The sequence below is a fragment of the Cyanobacterium sp. genome (assembly GCF_054166785.1).
The window spans coordinates 1-21,328 of the sequence record NZ_JBSZCP010000012.1 but is presented as its reverse complement, the minus strand read 5'-3'; the positions used below and the strand labels follow the sequence as shown (position 1 = coordinate 21,328).

The 21,328-nt window shown below is 37.6% G+C and carries 17 protein-coding genes; 8 read left to right on the top strand and 9 right to left on the bottom strand.

The features are described from left to right. The first annotated feature begins 34 nt into the window (after window positions 1–34). From ACXITR_RS01385 to ilvC, 3 genes are all read left to right on the top strand, one after another. Window positions 35–1,384 (top strand): cation:proton antiporter, encoded by a 1,350-nt coding sequence (locus ACXITR_RS01385; protein WP_457995443.1) that lies wholly within the window; start codon window positions 35–37, stop codon window positions 1,382–1,384. Between the two features lie 190 nt (window positions 1,385–1,574). Beyond that, window positions 1,575–2,531 carry a PRC-barrel domain-containing protein gene (locus tag ACXITR_RS01380; protein ID WP_457995442.1) on the top strand — a complete coding sequence of 319 codons (957 nt, stop codon included), beginning with the start codon at window positions 1,575–1,577 and terminating at the stop codon, window positions 2,529–2,531. A gap of 190 nt (window positions 2,532–2,721) precedes the next feature. Continuing rightward, window positions 2,722–3,714, top strand: a complete 993-nt coding sequence (gene ilvC / locus ACXITR_RS01375; RefSeq protein ID WP_446682371.1) for a ketol-acid reductoisomerase — start codon at window positions 2,722–2,724, stop codon at window positions 3,712–3,714. 105 nt (window positions 3,715–3,819) lie between these two features. On the opposite strand, the gene psbV is transcribed toward ilvC, so the two are convergent. Together psbV and ispG are read right to left on the bottom strand one after the other, a co-directional pair. Further along, window positions 3,820–4,308 carry a photosystem II cytochrome c-550 gene (psbV, locus tag ACXITR_RS01370; RefSeq protein WP_457995441.1) on the bottom strand — a complete coding sequence of 163 codons (489 nt, stop codon included), beginning with the start codon at window positions 4,306–4,308 and terminating at the stop codon, window positions 3,820–3,822. Window positions 4,309–4,535: 227 nt separating this feature from the next. After that, window positions 4,536–5,753, bottom strand: coding sequence for a (E)-4-hydroxy-3-methylbut-2-enyl-diphosphate synthase (gene ispG, locus ACXITR_RS01365; RefSeq protein WP_457995440.1), 1,218 nt, complete (start codon window positions 5,751–5,753; stop codon window positions 4,536–4,538). 196 nt (window positions 5,754–5,949) lie between these two features. On the opposite strand from ispG, the gene pabB reads away from it, so the two are divergent. Next, window positions 5,950–8,022, top strand: a complete 2,073-nt coding sequence (gene pabB / locus ACXITR_RS01360; RefSeq protein WP_457995439.1) for an aminodeoxychorismate synthase — start codon at window positions 5,950–5,952, stop codon at window positions 8,020–8,022. Between the two features lie 191 nt (window positions 8,023–8,213). On the opposite strand, the gene ACXITR_RS01355 is transcribed toward pabB, so the two are convergent. Together ACXITR_RS01355 and ACXITR_RS01350 are read right to left on the bottom strand one after the other, a co-directional pair. Next, window positions 8,214–9,455, bottom strand: coding sequence for an FIST signal transduction protein (locus ACXITR_RS01355; protein WP_457995438.1), 1,242 nt, complete (start codon window positions 9,453–9,455; stop codon window positions 8,214–8,216). A gap of 207 nt (window positions 9,456–9,662) precedes the next feature. Beyond that, window positions 9,663–11,903 (bottom strand): RelA/SpoT family protein, encoded by a 2,241-nt coding sequence (locus tag ACXITR_RS01350; RefSeq protein ID WP_457995437.1) that lies wholly within the window; start codon window positions 11,901–11,903, stop codon window positions 9,663–9,665. A 320-nt stretch (window positions 11,904–12,223) separates the two neighbouring features. Between ACXITR_RS01350 and patD the strand changes: the two genes are divergently transcribed. Further along, complete coding sequence (patD, locus tag ACXITR_RS01345) at window positions 12,224–12,601, top strand: heterocyst frequency control protein PatD (RefSeq protein WP_457995436.1); 378 nt, start codon at window positions 12,224–12,226, stop codon at window positions 12,599–12,601. Window positions 12,602–12,765: 164 nt separating this feature from the next. On the opposite strand, the gene cpcA is transcribed toward patD, so the two are convergent. Both cpcA and ACXITR_RS01335 read right to left on the bottom strand, forming a co-directional pair. Continuing rightward, complete coding sequence (cpcA, locus tag ACXITR_RS01340) at window positions 12,766–13,254, bottom strand: phycocyanin subunit alpha (protein WP_069791191.1); 489 nt, start codon at window positions 13,252–13,254, stop codon at window positions 12,766–12,768. A 72-nt stretch (window positions 13,255–13,326) separates the two neighbouring features. Further along, window positions 13,327–13,845, bottom strand: coding sequence for a phycocyanin subunit beta (locus ACXITR_RS01335; RefSeq protein WP_457995435.1), 519 nt, complete (start codon window positions 13,843–13,845; stop codon window positions 13,327–13,329). Between the two features lie 442 nt (window positions 13,846–14,287). Between ACXITR_RS01335 and rlmB the strand changes: the two genes are divergently transcribed. From rlmB to nusB, 3 genes are all read left to right on the top strand, one after another. Then, window positions 14,288–15,178: a 23S rRNA (guanosine(2251)-2'-O)-methyltransferase RlmB gene (gene rlmB / locus ACXITR_RS01330; protein ID WP_457995434.1), complete on the top strand. Its 891-nt coding sequence runs from the start codon at window positions 14,288–14,290 to the stop codon at window positions 15,176–15,178. 148 nt (window positions 15,179–15,326) lie between these two features. Further along, entirely contained in the window at window positions 15,327–15,620 is a 294-nt protein-coding gene (locus ACXITR_RS01325; RefSeq protein ID WP_457995433.1) for a DUF1816 domain-containing protein, read from the top strand. Between the two features lie 81 nt (window positions 15,621–15,701). Next, on the top strand, window positions 15,702–16,331 hold the full coding sequence (gene nusB, locus ACXITR_RS01320; protein WP_457995432.1) for a transcription antitermination factor NusB: 630 nt from the start codon (window positions 15,702–15,704) through the stop codon (window positions 16,329–16,331). Window positions 16,332–16,395: 64 nt separating this feature from the next. Here the strand turns inward: nusB and pgeF are convergent, their stop codons facing one another. The 3 genes from pgeF to ACXITR_RS01305 all read right to left on the bottom strand — a co-directional run bounded on the left by pgeF (window position 16,396) and on the right by ACXITR_RS01305 (window position 21,171). After that, window positions 16,396–17,190, bottom strand: a complete 795-nt coding sequence (pgeF, locus tag ACXITR_RS01315) for a peptidoglycan editing factor PgeF (protein WP_457995431.1) — start codon at window positions 17,188–17,190, stop codon at window positions 16,396–16,398. Between the two features lie 79 nt (window positions 17,191–17,269). Further along, window positions 17,270–18,616, bottom strand: coding sequence for a diguanylate cyclase domain-containing protein (locus ACXITR_RS01310; protein WP_457995430.1), 1,347 nt, complete (start codon window positions 18,614–18,616; stop codon window positions 17,270–17,272). A gap of 98 nt (window positions 18,617–18,714) precedes the next feature. Next, a complete protein-coding gene (locus ACXITR_RS01305; protein WP_457995429.1) occupies window positions 18,715–21,171 on the bottom strand; it encodes an ATP-binding protein in 2,457 nt (818 codons plus the stop codon). Between the last annotated feature and the right edge of the window lie 157 nt (window positions 21,172–21,328).

Genomic DNA, 21,328 nt, shown 5'->3' with positions numbered 1-21,328 from the left:
ATAAAGATTTTTGTGGGTGAAAGTATAAAAATTTATGTCTTGGTTTTATCCTATTTTTGCAACAGAAACAGAAACCGCAGAACCATCCTTGGTTTTAGCAGGGGTTTTACTCAGTTTAGTTATTATCTATTTTGCCAGTAAATTAGGGGGAGAACTTTGTTCAAGGATTAACCTTCCCTCCGTATTAGGAGAATTAGTGGGGGGTGTCGTCATCGGGGTTTCTGCCCTTAAATTCCTTGTATTCCCTGAAGGAGGCATGGAAGCCACCGATTCTCTTATCATTCAACTACTCCAGTCCACCGCTAATCTAACCCCTGGGGGAACAGAATTAGTATTTGAGAGTATGAGTGAAGTTATCTCCGTCTTAGCAGAATTGGGGGTAATCATTCTCCTATTTGAAATCGGTTTAGAATCGGATCTCAAGGAACTTATCAGAGTGGGTCCTTCCGCTGCCATCGTTGCCGTGGTGGGGGTTGTAGCACCCTTTGTTATGGGTACAGCAGGTTTAGTTTTTCTTTTTGGTTTACCCGTAATTCCCTCGGTATTCGCAGGGGCAGCCCTTACCGCCACCAGTATCGGGATTACCGCCAAGGTATTAGCGGAGTTGGGCAAATTAAGCTCTACGGAAGGACAAATTATTATCGGTGCAGCGGTACTAGATGATATTTTAGGGATTATCGTTTTAGCGGTGGTGGGTAGCTTAGTTAAAACTGGAGAGGTACAAATAAGCCAAATTATTGTCCTCATTGTTAGTGCTGGTACTTTTCTTATCGGTACTATTTTAATCGGAAGATTAATTTCTCCTTTCCTTGTGGGTTTAGTTAACCAGATGAAAACCAGAGGGCAGGTACTCATTACAGGTATCGTTTTTGCTTTTGTCCTAGCCTATTTAGCTAATATTATTCAATTGGAAGGAATCTTAGGGGCTTTTGCCGCTGGGTTGGTATTAGCTGAAACTGAGAAAAGAAAGGAATTGGAAGAACAGATTATTCCCGTGGCAGATTTATTTGTGCCAATTTTCTTTGTCTGTGTAGGGGCTAGAACCGATTTAGGGGTATTAAACCCTGCTATTCCTAGTAATCGTGAAGGTTTAATTATTGCTTCATTCCTTATTGTAGTGGCGATCTTGGGTAAAGTAATTACTGGTTTCACTATCTGGGGTAAACCTGAGATTAATAAACTTGCCATTGGGGTAGGTATGATTCCTCGAGGAGAGGTTGGTTTAGTATTTGCTGGGGTGGGTTCGGCCAGTGGTGCTTTATCCCCTGCCACCGAGGCAGCAATTATTGTGATGGTAATTGCTACTACTTTTGTCGCTCCCCCCTTACTTAAAGCGGTATTTAAGGACGAACCAGAAAAAGTTGTTGAGTCAGAAGCTAATTAAAATCTCTTAAGATAGAAGAGGTTAAGGTTACTTAGGGTGCAATGGTATATTATTTATGCCCAAATGCACCTTGGGTTTCTCTTATCTTTATATTTTCTGCTATTTTATCGATTTTAGGTTAATATCATAGGACTAGCAGTGGATAAGGGTTATTAGATAAACTTAGTTCGTATTTTATATATAAATTATTATGGCAAGTGAACAAAGTCGTTTACGCAATGAGTTTTTAAACACTCAAGTGATTACTCGAAGCACTGGTAAAAGGCTAGGGGTAATTAAAGAAGTATTAGTAGATGTTGATCGTCGGGAAGTAGTCGCTTTTGGTTTGCGGGATAATATGTTGGCATTATCGGGCATTCCTAAGTATATGTATATTGATAGTGTTTCCCAAACAGGAGATGTGGTATTAGTCGAGAGTGAAGATGCGATCGAAGATATTAATATAGAGCTTTATAGTCCATTAATTAATTGTGAAGTAGTTACAGAAACTGGTGAACCTTTAGGAAAAGTTAGAGATTTTCAATTTAACCAAGAAACAGGAGAGGTTGATTCCTTAACCATTGCTACTTTGGGCTATCCTCAAATCCCAGATCAATTAATCAGTACCTATGAAATATCTGTAGATGAAATAGTTAGTAGTGGCCCTAACCGCATTATTGTTTTTGAAGGGGCAGAGGAGCGCATAACCCAAATTACCGTAGGTGTTTTAGAACGTTTGGGTATTGGTCGTCCCCCTTGGGAAAAAGACGATGATGATATGTATTACGCACCCACCACTCCCCCCGAAAATCAGTTACCTACAGGGGTACCTGTACGCCCCGTAGCACCCCCGATTAAAACTCAACCCGCCATTGCTAGGGATAATTGGGAAGAGGAAGAATGGGAAGAAGTACGCCCCGTTGCACCCCCTGCCCGTCGTCAACGTTCTGCTCCTTTGTATGAGGAGGAGTATGAGGGAGATAATTGGGGAGAGGATACGGTAGAAAGACCTGCCCCCCGTCGTTATGAGTCTGCTAGTCGTGAGGTGGATAACTATAACGCTGATTTAATGGAAGAGGATGTATGGGATGATGATGACGATTATCGTCCCCAAAAGGTTAATATTCCTCAAAAACAAAAAATGCCTGAGTATGAGGAGGAATATTAAGTCTCATGGCATGAGGGATTGGATCTTAGCTTGAAATAATTGATCTATCTATTCCCTCACCTTGATGGAGATAATTTATGGCTCACCTTAATCTCTTTTTCGTTAAACCCTGATTATTAATTAGCAACTAATAAGCTATGATATAAGATTGCTCACTAAATTGAAAATTTTATATTGAGGTAATTATATAATGGCTCAAATGTACTATGATAATGATGCCAACTTAGATTTATTTGCTAATAAAACCGTTGCTATTATCGGTTATGGTTCTCAGGGTCATGCCCACGCTCTGAATTTAAAGGAAAGTGGTGTTAATGTCATTGTTGGTTTATATGAAGGTAGTAAATCTACGGCTAAGGCTGAAGCAGAAGGTTTAAAGGTTTATAGTGTGGCTGAGGCTTCTTCTATGGCTGACTGGATCATGATTCTTTTACCCGATGAGGTTCAGCGCACCATCTATGAAAATGAAATTGCTCCTAACTTGAGTGCGGGTAATGTTCTTTCTTTTGCCCATGGTTTTAATATCCATTTTGGTCAAATTGTACCCCCTGCGGATGTGGATGTAGTAATGATCGCTCCTAAAGGGCCTGGACATCTTGTGAGACGCACCTACGAACAAGGTCAGGGTGTACCTGCTCTGTTTGCGGTATATCAGGATGCTAGTGGTAAAGCTCGTGATTTGGCGATGGCTTATGCTAAGGGTGTTGGTGGTACCCGTGCTGGTATCTTAGAAACTAGCTTTAGGGAAGAAACTGAAACTGATTTATTTGGTGAACAAGCAGTATTATGTGGCGGTTTGTCTGAGTTGATCAAGGCTGGTTTTGAAACTTTGGTTTCTGCTGGTTATCAACCTGAAATTGCTTATTTTGAATGTTTACACGAAGTTAAGTTAATTGTTGATTTGATTGTTGAGGGTGGTTTGGCTTCGATGCGTAGTAGTATTTCTAACACTGCTGAGTATGGAGATTATACCCGTGGTCCTCGTGTGGTTACCGATGCAACCCGTGCGGAGATGAAGAAAATTCTCAGTGAGATTCAATCTGGACAGTTTGCCCGTGAGTTTGTTTTAGAAAATCAGGCTGGTAAACCCGGTTTTACTGCGATGCGTCGTCAGGAAGCTGAACAACCTATTGAGGAAGTGGGTAAGGATTTACGTGCGATGTTTAGTTGGTTGAAAAAATAATTAGTTTTTCTTCTACCCCCTCTCTTTAATCGGTGGGGGGTTTTTTTTTGTCAAAAAAGGGGCATATAGCCCCCGGAAAACCTAAAAGTTCAGCTAGTTTAATGATTACGGTTCGATTAGGGTACGTTTACCCCATTTGGGATCTGCTTTGGTTTGGATGAGGATATAACCTGCGATCGCCTCTAGGTCATCATCAGTATAGTTTCTCATTTCAGACCAAATATCGGTTCTGTCAGTATTCATGTGTAATAAAGAAAGATCATCTTCCCCATCATAGGTAGTAGGATATTTCATGTAGTCCACTAGAGCTAAAACGTTATCCCGTGCAGGAACAGCATTAGCTAAGGCTTCAAGACTAAGACCTACGTTAGGGTTAGTTTTGGTTTTACCTTGAATATGACATTGAGTACAACTAGCCACAAATAACTGAGAACCTAGTTGAGTTTCTTGGTTACTAAGGGTTATTAAATCCCCTTGATCATTTAAAGGAACGGTGCGAAGTTCTTCGCTTAAACTGAGTGCATTTGCAGTGCCAGTGAAAGACTGCCACATTAAAAACATCCCAGCTAAAATTATTAAAAAAAATCTTTTCATAATTGGCAAACTAATATTTTTTTTCTGTATTGTCTTGGGATTTAAAAGATTATACGTTATCCATTTTCCCTTAAAATAGGTTCTTATTTTGCCCTTTATTGTAAACTTTTGTTAATATATAGGGTTTTTAAGCACTGAATCAAACAATGACTAATCAGAATTTATTGTGATTGTGAACTTTTTTGATTTGTTTTTAACAATTGGTGGGCAATGCCCACCCTATGGTTTTAAGGTTCAACCCATCTACCGTCATCTTTGATAAGCTGAATTAGTTGCTCAACCCCTTCGGCTTCGGGTACTTTGCGGATTTCTTCTCTTCCACGATAAAGGGAAATAAACCCGGGCTGACGACCTACATAACCATAATCTGCGTCTGCCATTTCCCCTGGCCCGTTGACGATACAACCCATTACGGCAATATCTAACCCTGTGAGGTGCTTGGTGGCTTCCCTGACTTTGTGTAATACTTCTTCTAGGTTAAATAAAGTTCTGCCACAGGATGGACAAGCTACATATTCCACCATGGTTTTACGCAAACCGAGGGCTTGAAGGATGCTATAACAGACGGGGATTTCTTTTTCTGGGGCTTCGGTGAGGGATACTCGGATGGTGTCGCCGATGCCTTCGGCCAGAAGAGTTCCTATCCCTGCGGTGGATTTAATTCTGCCATATTCTCCGTCTCCTGCTTCGGTAACGCCTAGGTGCAGGGGGTAGTCCATGCCTAGCTCATCCATTTTTTTCACCATCAAACGATAGGCGGAAAGCATTACAGGCACTCTGGAGGCTTTTAGGGAGATGACGAGGTTTTTAAAGTCGAGGGATTCACAAATTCTGATAAATTCGAGGGCTGATTCTACCATGCCTTCGGGGGTGTCTCCGTAGGTAAATAGCATTCTTTCGGCTAGGGAGCCATGGTTTACCCCGATACGCATCGCTTTTCCTTGATCTCGTAGGGAAATAACCAAGGGTTCTAGGGTTTCTTTTATTTTAGCTCCAATTTCTTCAAATTCTGTTTGGGTGTATTCGGTGCGATCGCCCTTAGGCTTTTCAAATACGTATAAACCGGGGTTAATTCTGACTTTATCAACGTGTTTGGCAACTTCGAGGGCAATTTTCATGCCGTTATGATGAACGTCTGCCACCAGTGGCACGGGTTGATAGGTATCGGCTAGTTTTTTCTTAATATCTGCCAAAGCCCTAGCATGAGCCATACTGGGTACTGTTACCCGTACAATTTCGCAACCAATCTCATGGAGACGACGAATCCCCGCTACTGAGCCATCAATGTCGAGGGTGTCTTCATTAATCATTGACTGTACAACTACGGGATTATTTCCGCCGACGGTGACGCTACCTACTTTTACCGCACGGGTTTGACGACGGTGGATGGTGGTGTCTAATAGTTTATCTTCCTTTGAGGCGATGGGTTGTTCTATAGTTTGCATCAATTTATACAGATAGTTGCTTTTCTTTTTATTTTATATTTTACTGTTGCTTGGTGTTTATTAGGTAGATGGGAGTAAAAAAGTAGATCTTGATTGATGGTTGTGCAAAGGCAGAGAAATATTTATCTTTAAATAGTTAGGAGATAAGAGTTACAATTTTAAGGGAAATTTAAATCTAATATGTTTGTTGCGTTGAATGAGAAGTTTAATAATTGATAATTTTGATTCTTTTACCCACAATATCTATCAATTATTAGCCCAAGTGAATCAAGTATCTCCTACGGTTATTACCAATAATCAATGGTGTTGGGAGCAAATTAAGGCGGAAAATTTTGATAATATTATCATCTCTCCGGGGCCTGGTAATCCTGCTAAACAAGAAGATTTTGGGGTATGTGGAGAGGTGTTAACTAAGGCAAATATTCCTATTTTGGGCATTTGTTTGGGACATCAGGGGTTAGGATACTTCTACGGTTCAACTATCATTAAAGCTCCCATACCGATGCACGGGAGAATTAGTAAAATTTATCATCATGGTGATTTTCTTTTTAATAATATTCCTTCTGGTTTTGAGGTGGTACGTTATCATTCTTTAATTGTCGATAGTTTAGGTGCTGATTTAGAGGCGATCGCCCGTACGGATGATCATTTAATCATGGCTATTCGCCACAAATTTAAGCCTTTTTGGGGTGTTCAATTTCATCCTGAATCTATCTGTTCTCAATATGGTTATGATTTATTAAATAATTTTAAAAAAATAACTATTAATTATCATAAAAAGAATAATAATAATAATAATAACAAATTATCTTATAAAAAAGTATTTAAAATAGCTAAAAAAAAGAGCAAATATCAAATTTATTATCAAAAAATAAATAGTTGGTTAGATCCCGAACTAATTTTTAAACATTTTTATAGTCAATCTAATCATGCTTTTTGGCTAGATAGTAGTATGGTTGCGGAAGGTTTATCTCGATTTTCTTTTATGGGAGATGCGCAAGGGGATAATAGTTTTACCATAAAATATGAGGTTAATAGTAATACAATATCTATTAATAGAAAAGAAAATAAAAAAGTTTTTAATAATTTAGATTTTTATGAATATTTAGATAATTTACTAGGGGAATATTATTGTAATGATGATACTTTGCCTTTTAATTTTTGTGGGGGCTTAGTAGGTTATTTTGGCTATGAGCTAAAACAATTATCGGGGTATGAAAATAAACATAGCTCTACTTTTCCCGATTGTTATTTAATTAAGGGCGATCGCACTTTAGCCTTTGATCATCAAAAAAAAGAAATTTACTTATTATATATAGGAAAAAAAGGAGAAGATATACAAGCTCAAAAATGGTTTGAGAATATAGAAAAAAAACTAATTCAACTATCGTTTAATCCTATAGAAAAGCAAGAAAATAATAGTATAAATAATGAACCAGAAATAAAATTAAATCTAACGAGAAATCCACAAGAATATCTTAATAATATCGATATTTGCTTTGAAAAAATTCAACAAGGGGAAAGCTATGAAATCTGTTTAACCAACCAAATAAACTTACCACCCATTGATAACCCCCTAGAATACTATGGTCGTTTGCGTAAAGAAAATCCAGCCCCCTACAGTGCTTTTATTCAGTGCGATGATATAACTATTATCTGTTCATCTCCCGAGCGTTTTTTACACCTTGATAAAGAGGGTTGGTTAGAGTCAAAACCCATCAAAGGTACCGTTAGAAGGGGAAAAACTGAAGAAGAAGACTGGCAACTACAACAGCAATTGAGCCTTAGTGAAAAAGAAAAAGCTGAAAACCTGATGATTGTCGATTTATTGCGCAATGATTTAGGTAAAATTTGTGAAATTGGTAGTATTTCTGTACCAAAATTAATGGCGATCGAAAGTTATAGCACTGTTCATCAGATGGTATCCACCGTTAAGGGTAAGTTGAAACAGGGAGTTACCCCCCTCGATTGTCTAAGATATATCTTTCCGGGGGGTTCGATGACAGGGGCGCCAAAAAAACGTACCCTCGAAATTATTGATCAACTAGAAACTGAGGCTAGGGGTATCTATTCAGGTAGCATTGGCTTTTTGAGTTTTAATGGTACTCTAGATCTTAATATTGTCATTCGCAGTGCGATCGCAACGAAGGAAAAAACCACCATCGGAGTAGGGGGGGCAATTACAGCCCTTTCAGACAAAGATCAAGAATTTGAAGAGATAAAATTGAAAGCCCAAGCTCTTTTAAAGGTTTTAAAGACAGGATATTAATTGAACTGAGTTCGGAATAATACTTGGGAGTAAGGACAAAAGTTTTATAGCGTTTTTCATAATTATGAGATACATTTATTATTCTCAAGTCCCCTTTATTAAGGGGGATTTAGCGGGATCATTTTGTATCCCGTAACCATGATAATTGCTATATTATCAATTATCCATTATTAATTATCAATTATTTCTCCCTATTCTGGCTGAGAAAAAATAGCAAATACCGAAGTATAACCATGGACAAAAGTAGAACCCCCCACAGGGCCAATTTCCCCATTACAGAAAAAACCAGCCACGGGAATATCGACAAAATAATCTAGTAATAATTCCGAGTCAAAATTCGGCTCTCCGTATAGCCCTTCGCCCCTACCCATACAGGAAAACATCAACGCCCCCACCGCAGGAAGTTCGTCCTTTAGGTCACAATAGTTATCAAGGAGGGTTTCTAAGTCTTCCGCTGAAGCATTACCATCTCGGAGGTGGAAACGTACCCTTTGCCCCGGCCTGATGCGATCGCCCACAGCTATGGCACCATGTTTAGGGTCAACCCCCATTAAATTCCGAATCAAGAAATCACCATGATTTAACTCCAACTTAAACTCATCCCTAGCAATGCCGATAAATAGGGAATGTTGAGCTAATTCTTGATCCTCCGTATCTAAATCATTAATCAACTCCCGCAAAAAATTCAAAGGAGAATCCGTATTACCCTGATTATCAGTCAACTCCAAAATAATATTGCGCTCTCCCTTCGTCACCTGATAAATCTTGCCAATAGAACGGCAACCCTGAGCCACAATGGACTCTACCACAATATTTCCACTCATCACTAAACCGACAGTCCCCTGAGTAGCAAAACACCCCTGCGGTTCATCGGGGGTACGATAAAATAAGCCACTAGCTACCCCCATGGTACTAGAACTAGCCAAACCCCCCACCTTGATAGATCCTGGATAAGCATAATCCAACCCCTCGATTAATTCATTAGTAGCCCCCGAAAAAGGGTCAGACAATAAAATAAAATTGGGTGCAACCTCAGGAGATACCCCCACCATATCCCACCATTCTTGGGGCGCACTATCAGAATCGGGTAAATCATCAGGAAGAATGTGAAACAAATTCAAATCCACATCAGGTAAACAAGCCACCGTCAAGCTCAGAGCCGGACTAGATTCCACCTCCGCAGGTTGTTCCTCATCCTCCATACCCACAATGCCTCCCCCTCCGCATCCAATGAGAAAACGAATGGGAAACTTATCGAGCAACAAAGGTAATAACCTTGCATAATCACTGGCAAAAGCAGAGGAGATAAATAAAATGCCCAAGTCTGGATTGCCAGTCAAACGCTCCTGTAGTTTTTCCACTACCTCATCCACTGCTTTTTCTAAAGATGATTGAACAGAAAGGGCATTAATCCACTGAATTTCTTGTGACATAGGCATTTTAGAATAGATGGAATCTAGTCCATTAATATTTATCTAACTGTTTTATATAACAGCATCAACCTCTAATTATTAACTTTTGATCGTCCCTTGTCAATTATTTTCAAAACCTACCTTTTGGGTTTGAGGGAAACAAAAACCTCTCATCTGTGTAGTAAGAGGAGAGGTTAGGAATAAAAGCAAGGTAAATGGGAGTATAAATTATTGAATGTCACTCACACGATGAATATTAAGCACATCGCTAATATTTTTAATTTTTTGGATTACATTGCTCAATTGTTCTGCATCTTTCACATCTAGGGTTAGAAAAATAGAGGCTGGATTACCTAGATCAGTTTTAACAGAAGCGTTGCTAACATTAATATGATAATCGCTTAGTCGTCCAAGAATATCTCGTAAAACTCCTACCCTATCGATGGTTTTTACGATTAAGTCCACAGGATATGTAACTGCACGGTTAGATTTTGGCTGACTATTCCATTTTACAGGAATGAAGCGATCGCCCTTAACATTTGCCAAATTAGGACAGTCATGATGATGAATAGAAATAGCCCTTTGATGGGTAATCACCCCCACAATAGACTCTCCCGGCACAGGACGACAACACCCTGCAATGTGGTATTCTAAACCTTCAATTCCTGCAATGGGATATTTAGTAGCATCAATTTCCTTATACTGCTTATGATGAATCTGAGCAGAAGTTAAAAGGGTTTCCTCCTCAAGACTGGCGGGTTTGTTCACAGAATGTTCTTTATTTTCATCCCGAAGACGATTAATCACTTGAGTAGAAGTAATCTCCCCATAACCCAAAGCCACCAACATATCATCCACCTTATGAAAATTACACTTTTGAGCAACCTTCATCATGGTGTCAGACTTAATCAAAGATTCCAAGCCATTTTTACCCAACTCCTTCTCTAATAATTCCCTACCCCTAGCAATATTTTCATCACGGTGAGATAACTTATACCATTGACGGATGCGGTTACGGGCGGTGGGGGTTTTCACAAAATTGAGCCAATCAAGACTGGGGTGAGCATTATTTGCCGTAATCACCTCCACAATATCCCCATTTTCCAAAATTCGATCCATGGGCAACCAACGACCATTTATTTTCGCCCCCTTCATGTGATTTCCCACCTCAGAATGGATACGGTAAGCAAAATCCACCGCCGTTGAGCCACGATTGAGAGAAATTAACGCCCCTTGGGGAGTAAAGACATAAACATCATCATCAAAAAGATTTTCCTTGAGGTTATCAACATACTCCTCCGCATCCTTCAAATCCTTTTGCCAGTCCAACAACTGCCTTAGCCATGTGAATTTTTGTTCGTCACTAGATAGATTAGTATTTTGGGAATTACCTGCTTCCTTATATTTCCAATGGGCTGCAATACCATATTCCGCAATGCGGTGCATCTCCATGGTGCGGATTTGGATTTCGAGGGGGCGGCCATTTAAACTAACCACGGTGGTATGTAACGATTGATAAAGGTTCGGCTTTGGTAAACCGATGTAGTCCTTAAATCTACCGGGGATAGGGCGAAAAGCGTCATGGACCACCGCTAGGGCTTGATAACATTCTTGTTTAGTATTTACAATAATACGCAGGGCGGCAATGTCAAAAATTTGATCAAATTCTTTTTTCTGTCGTTGCATCTTTTCATAGATGCCATAGAGATGTTTGGGGCGCCCTTTTACTTCGATGGGGTTAATATTAGATTCTTTTAATCCTTGGTTGATAATGTCAATGACTTGATTAATTCTGGTTTCTCTATCACTTCTTCTTTCTGCGATGAGATTACGAATATTTTGATAATCTTCTCCATGGAGATATTTAAAACTTAAGTCTTCTAATTCCCATTTAAACTGCCACATTCCTAAACGATTGGCAAGGGGTGCAAAAATTTCTTTGGTTTCTGTAGCGATTAATTTTTGCTTCTCTGGTTGTAAAAAGTCAAGGGTGCGCATATTATGTAACCTGTCGGCAAGTTTCACCACGATTACCCTAATATCCTGTGCCATGGCGAGGAACATTCGACGAAAATTTTCGGCCTGTCTTTCAGTTTTATTGGAAAAATTAAATTTTGATAGTTTGGTGACGGCTTCTACTAATTGTCTGACATTGTGACCGAATAATTCTTCTATATCTTCGGGGGTTATGTCTTCGTTATCTTCCACCACATCATGTAAAAAGCCTGCGGCTATCATCTCTGCGTCTCCGCCTAATTCTCTTAATAATTCGGCTACGGCGATGGGATGAATAATATAAGCCTCTCCTGATTTGCGATACTGTCCTTCGTGGAGTCGGTAGGCATATTCAAAGGCTCGACAGATAAGGTTATTGTCTTTATCTTCTTGATTCCCAATCATACATTGATTGAGCCATTCGGGAAGATGAATTTTTTTTTGTTTATCTTTACTAGGGGTTGCAATAGTCATAGGGTTATGTTTTTGGGGTAGTGGTTGAAATATTCCAATTTTTCCCTAATGTTTTTTCATTAAATTTAACTCGATGCTCTTTTTCTGAGGGAGTTTTTTTTAATGTTGCTTAAAATCAGGGAAGATAGATATTATGTTTTTTTGTTTTAGAAAAATAACGGAGATTTACTCAGATTAAGTAATGTTGATAGTAATGCTTCGCTCTCGTGGAAACCTTAAGATTTTTTATATTTTTGACTTTCTTGGTTGCCGAAATGAGACTTTAATCTAAGTATAATCAAAAACGCTTAATTATATGATTGTAACGCAATATAAAGACAATGTTATCTAAATCACATTTTTCTATGGTAAAGAGTTGGGTGCTTTTACTTAAAAATTTTGAACATCAATGGCTTTTACAAGAAATAAATAACTATTATCAAACTCCTACATGGCAAGAAATTAATCAGTTTTTACACTCACAAATTATGGTTCTTTCTGATCATGATTTTCCCCCAGATAATATTTCTCTATGGCAGTCATGGCAAACGGAAACCTATCGTTTTATTCGTCTTCTTAATACGGAGTTATTATTTTTTGCGTCCCTTAAACAACCCCGCCCCAAGCAGTTGAAGGCTAATAGTATTACTCAAAAGTTACAAGGTGCGATCGCCCTTAGCGAAAATTTGATTCATCAGGGAATAGGGAACGGGGAATAATATTTTATGGCAGAAAAGGCAACATCGCCTGAAAAAGTCAACAAACACAAGAGTAAAATCCGTATTCGCAAACCATCTCAGACGATGAATGTTTATTATTTCAACCTTAATTTAATAAGGATTTTTGTTTGTCAAAAGACTCGTTATCACATCAAAGCTATGGACTAGCTGAGAGCGTTGATAGCGTAGTCGAGGTAGGAGTTAGCTTCTACAGCGGGATCTCCACTTAAACCGTGGTTAGCTTTGATATATTTTAAAGCCTCGATGTACCAGCTAGGAGATAACTCGAAGCTACGGTTGATTTCATCGATACCAGCGATTAAATACTCATCCATAGGACCAGTTCCACCAGCTACTAAACAGTAGGTAACCATGCGTAGGTAGTAACCGATGTCACGAGAACATTTTGCTTTACCTTCAGAGGTAGAAGCGTAGTTAGCACCGGGGGTAGAGGTGGTGTAAGGGAATTTGCTGTAAACAGCGTTAGCAGCGCCATCAACTAAACGTTGAGCGTTTTCAGTTAAAGATTTAGCAGCGGTTAAACTAGCGGTAGCTTGACGAAAACGACCGAAAGCGGTTTGAATTTCGGTGCTGCTGAGGAAACGACCTTGAGAATCTGCTGCGGATACTGCTTCAGTTAAAGGGGTTTTCATTGTCTAATATTCTCCTTAAATTTTGTATGTTTGTTAACGAAATGATTTTTTAACTTTTTGGTAGCTATTTAATTAGGCTACTGCAGCGGCAGCACGGTCAAAATAGGTAGCAACTTCAGCCATTAATTGGCTACAATCACCAAGGGTAATATTGTTGGTGTCGTTAGCAATTGCTAAAGCAGCGTCTTTCATTTTTTGTACGCCAACAGCAACGGAAGACCCGGGGGTACCTAATGCTAAGTAGGTTTCACGAAGTCCATTTAAACAACGATCTTCTAATACGGAAGCATCACCAGAGAAGATAGCGTAGGTAACGTAACGTAAGATGATTTCCATGTCACGAAGACAAGCTGCCATACGACGGCTGGTGTAAGCGTTTCCACCAGGAGCGATTAATTGAGGCTGTTCAGCGAATAAAGAACGAGCTGCGTTGGTAACGATAGCAGAAGCGTTGCTGGTGATACGGTTAACGGTATCCATACGCTTGTTGCTTTCAGCAACCATTTGGCTTAAAGCATCGAGTTGAGAAGTAGATAAAAACTCTCCGCGAGCGTCAGCTTGAGAAACAACCCTTGTGAATGCGTCGTACATTTTAAGTTAATCTCCTAAATTGAATTAGTTTTGTTAGTGTTTGTTTTATTAAATCTGATTTAACTTTTTCTTTGGCTAAATCTTGGGAGTAAACCCTTGCAAATTAGTTTCCTACATTATGAGCTTAAAACCAAGTTTTTGTTAAGCATTTGTAAAGAAACTTAATTTTTTTACATTTGTTTTTTGTCAATGGGTCTTTTTTTACTTCCCGAATACTGTTATACATCTTTCTGAAGCTTTTTAACATTACATCATGTTAATTTTTCCCTCTAACTTCTTTACATTTGTTAATACTAGAATGGATAAATATTCATAAAATCAAATTAATTGATAATTAAGAATGGATAATGGATAATAGCAGTAGATTAAGATTTTCTCGTCTATACATAATTAGGACTGAAATTTACTATTTATCGTTAACTATTTACTTAACTCAATTCCCATGAAACCCCGTCCCAAAAAAAAGCAAGAATCGTTTTCTCAAAAAAAAGCCTATCCTGAACAGAAAAAACCCCGCAAAAGAGATGATGCCCCTCGTTTAAAGTCTCAAAAAACTGATGATGTTGTCTCGGATACTGATGAACACCAAGATTTGATCTATGGTTGTTATCCTGTGTTAGAAGTTTTAAAGGGCGATCGCACCTTAAACCGTATCTATGTAACAGGTAAAATGGCCTATGACAAAAGATTTGCCGACCTTATCCAAGAAGCCAAAAGCAACGGAGCAGTTATTGACATAGTTGATTCCAAAAGAATTAGTCAAGTTACTAATTTTGCCAACCATCAGGGCATTGCCGTCACCGTTGCCCCCTATGAGTATGTAGAATTAGAGCAATTAATAAATCAAGCCAAAGCCCAAACCCAAGACCCTGTAATCATTATAGCCGATGGGATTAGCGATCCCCATAACTTAGGGGCCATTATTCGCACAGGGGAAGCCCTTGGAATGCAAGGATTAATCATTCCCCAACGCAGGGCAGCGGGGGTAAACTCCACCGTCATGAAAGTGGCCGCAGGGGCATTAGAACATTTCCCCATCGCTAGGGTAATAAATCTTAATCAAGCCATCGCCACCCTACAGGAAGCAGGATTTTGGATTTATGGCACTGTGGCGGAAAGTGGTAACTATTTACACAATACAAAATTGCAGGGGGCAGTAGGTTTAGTAATAGGTTCTGAAGATAAAGGATTAAGTCAATCGGTGGCAAAATCTTGTGACTTTTTAGTATCTATTCCCATGACAGGGAAAACCCCCAGTTTAAATGCTTCCGTGGCAACAGCTATCTGTCTTTATGAGGTATGCCGTCAAAAAATAGTCCATAAAGAAAAATAACTGGGTAAATGCCCCCCTTGTCGATCCCCAAATCACCGACTAAAGTTAAGTAAGAGGGAAAAATTCTTTCCCAGCGCTTCAAAACTTTTGGTTAGCAACATATAAATAAGATTAAACTTAGACAAACACTACTATCGAGGTGTCATTCATGAAAGAACTTTTAACTCAAATTCTCAATTTTTTGGGATTGGCTTGTTGGATTAACCTAACCACCGAAAACCCTAGATGTACTTATTATTTTGGTCCTTTTTTAACAGAAAAAGAAGCTAGGGAAAATCAACAGGGTTACATTGATGATTTGCTTGAGGAGGGGGCAAAGGAAATTAAAATTTCCCTGAGGAGATTTAAACCTACGGAATTAACCATATTTGATGATTTAGGAGAGTGGAACAATCCTTCTCAGAGGGTTAAGGTTTCTAGTCAACCTTCCTTAAACCTATAATTAATTATTTATTTCCTGCCTTTATTGGGGTATAATCTTATAGCTCTTAGTCACTATCACAAGATTTTACCCCAGTTTAATATGCCCATTAGACAACAACCCAGAAGAACAGCCAGAGTCTTAGCATTACTTAGTTTAGCTCAAGTCCGTGGTAATGCCGAGAAAATTGAGCAACTAGAAATTAATGATTTATTAATAGGGGCAATCCGCAGTTTAACCACAGAGGTAGAAAGCGCTTTGGAAAGTGCGTCTGATGAGTTAAATCGCAGTAATGAACAAGTTTTTAAGAGCGAAACCCGTACCACCAATGTGGGTAGTGCCAAGGAGATGTTGAAGGATGCCATTGCCCTTACCCAAAAAGCGATTAATCGTCTTGGTAGTGTGTTGGAGTTACCCGAATTTGTCCAACTTTCTCAACAGGCTCAAGTTAGGGAGTATGCCATTGAATTAATTACTACTATTAATCGCCGTCAGACGGAAATTAATGAAATGTTGGATGGGGTGATGATTGATTGGAAGCTCAATCGTTTATCTTTGATTGATGGTAATATTTTGCGCATTGCCGTGGCGGAAATGGCTTTTTTACAAATTGAGTCTAAGGTGGCTATTAATGAGGCGGTGGAAATTGCTAAAACCTATTCTGATGATGATGGTTTTCGGTTTATTAATGGGGTTTTAAGGAAAATTAGTGATCAACTAGCTAACAAATAGTATCAGGGCGTTGATTCCCCTTGACAACTCCTTTGCCTTTAGAACTTTATTTGTTGATTAAGTCCTATTTAGAAACAATTCCAGACCATTGGACATTTTTCTCGTGGGTGCGACGGTAGGAAAAAAAGCGTTCGGGGGTTTGATAGGTGCAATAAGGTGCGATCGCAATTTGCCCTTTATCTATACCCTTTTGTTGAATTTGAGAGTTAATTACTTGGGTAACATTTAATCTGACTTTTCCTTCTTGGTCATCATTTAAGATAACTTGATTATTACTTTCATAACCTTGAGCCAAAATTTCTTGGTCTGTTCCCTGCAAAATGGTTGATAATACTTTTACGGCTACGGGGGTATCTACTTGGTACACTTCCCCATGGATAGCAGGGCCTAGGGCAAATAGTAAGTCTTCTTTTTTTGAGCCTAATTGGTGAAAAAGGGCGATCGCCTCTGGTACAATTTTAGCCGCAGTACCACGCCAACCAGAATGAATGGCACAGACTTTACCTAAAGTGCGATCGGCTATTAAAACGGGGGTACAATCAGCACTAGCAACCCATACCGACTCATGGGGTTTTTCCGAAATAATTCCATCTCCTTGGGAGTAAATCATTTTACCTTCCCCATCTTCCTTGACTTCTATGGTTGAGGTGGCAAAAATAATATTAGTGTGAATTTGCTTAAGACGAAAAGCCCTTGCTGAGTTATCTAAATACTGACTCAAGACTTCAGGGGGTTTTCCTAGAAAATCTGCTGAAAAAAAACCATGACACCAATCTTTTAACAACTCACAAGTTAAAAAATCTCCTTCAGGAGTGGATTTCCATTGCCATTGAGAAGCATGGGATGATGAATAAGTCATGGCTTGGTAATATACGGTAAATAGTAAATGCTCATAAATTGTCTATATTTTAATCAACTTTTTAGCTAACGAACAAAAATTATTTCAACTCCCTTGCAATAATGCAGTTTCTACCTTTTTTCTTCGCCCCATAAAGAGCTTGATCAACTAATTCCATTAGATTTGATAGACATTGATTCTTCGTCGGAATGGTACTGGCAATACCGATGCTTAATGTCACCCTATCACTTACCTCAGAATATTCATGGTTTAAATTTAACTGACTAATATTTTTTTGAATAGACTGCCCAAGGGCGATCGCATTTTGAACTGAAGTCTGAGGTAAAATTATAATAAACTCCTCCCCCCCAAATCGTGCCACCAATTCCCCCGCCCGCTTGACCGTAGCGTGAAGACAACGGGCAATTTGCCTAAGACATTCATCTCCCTGTAAATGCCCATAAGCATCATTATAAGCCTTAAAATAGTCCACATCGGCCATAATTAACGATAGAGAATGTTCCTGTCTCAAATGTCGATTCCACTCACTCTTCATGGTTGTATCGAACAGACGACGATTGGCAATCCTTGTTAAACCATCACTATTGGCAAGGAATTTTAACTGTAATTCCATTTGTTTTCGTTTGGTAATATCCCTTATTATCAAAGAAAAGCCATCTCCTAGTTTATTGGCAATGAAATGATACCACGTACTTTTATCCCCTGTTTTTAAGTAAATATCTTCCGATAAAAAACCACCATTTTCCACCAATTTTTTTAACTTATCAAATAGACTCGAATTTATTTTATTGATCAATTTTTTACCCACCAATTTACCCGTTAAATTTTTTTCATGGGTATTGATCATTTTGGCAAATACTGGATTAACCACTAGACAACGAAAATCATCGATTTCAGTGCTTAACGGTTTTCTTACCGCCTGAAGTGCCGCTACACCATCCAAAGAAGTATTAAGAATACTGGCGAGTAATGCCCTTGATTGATATAAAATTTCTTCTGCTTCCTGTCTTTTTACTATTTCTTTTTCTAGTAACTTTTTTTGTTTTTGAATAGTCAATTGATTTTCAATTCTTGCAATTACTTCTTCAATTTGAAATGGTTTAGTGACATAGTCTGCACCTCCTGCTTGAAAAGCCTTCACTTTATCAAAAACTTCATTTAAAGCACTAATAAAAATTATGGGAATATCTTGGGTAAAAGGATCATTTTTTATGGCTTCACAAACTTGATAACCATCCACTTCAGGCATTTTTATATCTAATAAAATCAAATCAGGGGGATTAGAGTTTATTGAACGTAGAGCAACTTTTCCACTGAGGGCTTTCCTAACATTGTAATTAGAAGAGCTTAATATGTTAGCTAAAACTTTAATATTTTCTGCTATATCATCTACAATTAAAATACTATATTGGTTATTTTCTGACATTATCAAGAAAGTTAAATATCTATTATTGTTTAATTTTAATTATTATCTTTTGCCTTCTATCTATCTATCTTAAATAAAGAATTTTTTTCACATCTTAATTATAATTCTTCAATCAAATTAGTAATTTTATCTAATTCCAAAGAATCAACAATTTTCACTAAACCGTCAATTAGATAGGTTTCTGTTTTCGGTATTTGCTCAATTAAATCTAGTATTAATGGTTCATCTAAATCAATACTAGCCTGATATAGTTTATTTAACCATTCTTGGGACATGGTGAGTAAATCTGATGGTTTCAATTCCTTGACATGGGAAAAAGATTTATTACATGAAATTTGACTATAAATAAAACGTACTCCTAAATGTTTAGTTAACATTTCAAAAATGGTTTCTTGGCGAAAAGGCTTACGGACAAAGTCATCGCACCCCGCCGATAAAATAACCGCTTTTTCCTCCTCCAAAACACTAGCGGTAACGGCAATAATAGCCGTAGCATTACCCATTACTGTACCTTTAATAATTTTTGTTGCTTCATAGCCATCTAAAATGGGCATTCTCATATCCATAAAAATTAGGTGGGGTTGCCATTCCTCCCAAAGGGCGATCGCCTCTTGACCATTATTTGCTATTATTAAATTAAACCCAAAAGGCTCTAATAATTTTAATAATAACTGACAATTAATTTCTTTATCATCCACAATTAAAATTCGATATTGTTGTTGATTCTCCTCAATACCAACCACCTGTAAACTAGGATTATTAACCTGAATTTCCTCTTCAGAAACTACATCAGCATTAATAGAAAAAGAAAAAATACTACCTACATTTTCTTCACTAGAAACATTAATTTCTCCCTCCATTAACTCTACAAATTTTTTACTAATAGACAACCCTAAACCAGTCCCATCATTAACCTCTCTGCCCGTTTTTGTTTGAGAAAATGGTTTAAATAAATTTTCTAATTCATTCTCACTTATTCCCCTCCCAGTATCCCTAATAATAAATAAAAATTTAACCTGAGTTTCTTCTATCTCAATCTCAACTAGGGAATTATGAACATTAGCAATTTGTACCGATATACCTCCTTGATCAGTAAACTTAGTAGCATTACCAATTAAATTAAATAAAATTTGTCTTAATTTTGGTGCATCAGCTTCAATAAAGCGGGGTAAATCATCTAATCTTTCAAAAATTAATTGTAAACCTTTTTTTTCACATTTATATTTAAAAATATCTTCAATATCATCTAATAACTTATATAAGTCGAATTTTTCTAAATTTAAGGTTATTTTTCCAGCTTCAATTTTAGATAAATCTAAGATATTATTAATCAAAGTCAATAAATGCTCTCCACTGCGGTTAATAATATTAATACTTTCTTGATGTTCAAGAGGAATATCATTAGACCTTAACATAATTTGAGTAAAACCCAAAATCCCATTTAAAGGAGTACGTAATTCATGGCTCATATTAGCTAAAAATTCACTTTTAGCATGGTTAGCAACCTCTGCTTTTTCCTTTGCTTTAACTAATTCTTCTGTTCTTGAGGCTATCTTATTTTCCAAATCATTTAGTAAATTTTGAATGGTTTGTGCCATCTCATTAAAAGCATTTCCTAAATTGCCTAATTCATCATTTCTTTTAACCTTAATAGATTGGTCATAATTACCGTTTTTAAAATGGTTTACCGCTCTATTAAGTTCCAAAATAGGATTAGTAATATAGTTAGTTGTCCATAATCCAATTAGTAAAGAAACTACTAAGGTGATTAACCAAATTAGAATAGTAATTCTCATATTTTCTTGTACTTCTCCCATCACATCTTCTTCTGGCAATAAAATTACTACATACCATTGTTGATCGAGGTTATTGTTAAAGGGAAAAATTTGTACAAAATAAGGTGTATTGTCTAAATGAGTTTGTATAAATTCTGGAGCATTAATTTGGGTTAAATTATCACTAATTTTAGTGTTCAATTCCTGTACTTGTGATGATTCACTGTTAGCAATATTTACCCTCTCTGCAATTTGTTTCAGTTTATCAGCTTCAGGATTAGTTATTACAAAAGGATTTTCCATAGAACTAGCAATTAAATTCCTAGAAGAATCCATAATAAATATGTCACCATTTTCTCCAATGGTTAAAGTATTTAAAAAGTTACTAACCAAAGATAATAGTACATCACTGAATAAAACTCCTTCTAATTGGTCATTTTGATCATAAATAGGTACTACGGCGGAAATAGCTAAACGAGGAGTTCCTTTATAAATAAAAATGTCGCTCCATGTGGCTTCTCCTGCGGTTATTGCCTGTTGATACCAAGGACGATTTTCACTAATAAAATCAGGAATAATCTCTTTTTGACCTATTCTATTACCTTCATCATCGGTATTATAAATACGTAAATTGTTAGGTAAACTTTTATCCATCAAATTTAAGTCAATTTGATTATTATCTAATCTCTCTACTCCGATTAATTCCCCTTGGGATGACGCATAACCGATAAAACCAATGGTGGAAAAACTATTTATCTGTTTCCACAAATATTTCTCCATCAAATCAAAGTCTTGATAGCGGTACTTAAACAAAACTCAAGCCCAAACAAAGCCTAAACTAGCTTTATAAGCAGAAAATACCTCAGTATTATGGGCAAGCCAGTGGACAAAACGAAAAGATACAGCAGTGCGAAATGCCTCGAGTGCTTCAGCAAAG

What these genes read in the sequence shown, in the direction of transcription:
- ACXITR_RS01385 (WP_457995443.1), top strand. Translation starts at nt 35, where the DNA reads ATGTCTTGGTTTTATCCTATTTTTGCAACAGAAACAGAAACCGCAGAA.
- ACXITR_RS01380 (WP_457995442.1), top strand. Translation starts at nt 1,575, where the DNA reads ATGGCAAGTGAACAAAGTCGTTTACGCAATGAGTTTTTAAACACTCAA.
- ilvC (WP_446682371.1), top strand. Translation starts at nt 2,722, where the DNA reads ATGGCTCAAATGTACTATGATAATGATGCCAACTTAGATTTATTTGCT.
- psbV (WP_457995441.1), bottom strand. Translation starts at nt 4,308, where the DNA reads ATGAAAAGATTTTTTTTAATAATTTTAGCTGGGATGTTTTTAATGTGG.
- ispG (WP_457995440.1), bottom strand. Translation starts at nt 5,753, where the DNA reads ATGCAAACTATAGAACAACCCATCGCCTCAAAGGAAGATAAACTATTA.
- pabB (WP_457995439.1), top strand. Translation starts at nt 5,950, where the DNA reads ATGAGAAGTTTAATAATTGATAATTTTGATTCTTTTACCCACAATATC.
- ACXITR_RS01355 (WP_457995438.1), bottom strand. Translation starts at nt 9,455, where the DNA reads ATGTCACAAGAAATTCAGTGGATTAATGCCCTTTCTGTTCAATCATCT.
- ACXITR_RS01350 (WP_457995437.1), bottom strand. Translation starts at nt 11,903, where the DNA reads ATGACTATTGCAACCCCTAGTAAAGATAAACAAAAAAAAATTCATCTT.
- patD (WP_457995436.1), top strand. Translation starts at nt 12,224, where the DNA reads ATGTTATCTAAATCACATTTTTCTATGGTAAAGAGTTGGGTGCTTTTA.
- cpcA (WP_069791191.1), bottom strand. Translation starts at nt 13,254, where the DNA reads ATGAAAACCCCTTTAACTGAAGCAGTATCCGCAGCAGATTCTCAAGGT.
- ACXITR_RS01335 (WP_457995435.1), bottom strand. Translation starts at nt 13,845, where the DNA reads ATGTACGACGCATTCACAAGGGTTGTTTCTCAAGCTGACGCTCGCGGA.
- rlmB (WP_457995434.1), top strand. Translation starts at nt 14,288, where the DNA reads ATGAAACCCCGTCCCAAAAAAAAGCAAGAATCGTTTTCTCAAAAAAAA.
- ACXITR_RS01325 (WP_457995433.1), top strand. Translation starts at nt 15,327, where the DNA reads ATGAAAGAACTTTTAACTCAAATTCTCAATTTTTTGGGATTGGCTTGT.
- nusB (WP_457995432.1), top strand. Translation starts at nt 15,702, where the DNA reads ATGCCCATTAGACAACAACCCAGAAGAACAGCCAGAGTCTTAGCATTA.
- pgeF (WP_457995431.1), bottom strand. Translation starts at nt 17,190, where the DNA reads ATGACTTATTCATCATCCCATGCTTCTCAATGGCAATGGAAATCCACT.
- ACXITR_RS01310 (WP_457995430.1), bottom strand. Translation starts at nt 18,616, where the DNA reads ATGTCAGAAAATAACCAATATAGTATTTTAATTGTAGATGATATAGCA.
- ACXITR_RS01305 (WP_457995429.1), bottom strand. Translation starts at nt 21,171, where the DNA reads ATGGAGAAATATTTGTGGAAACAGATAAATAGTTTTTCCACCATTGGT.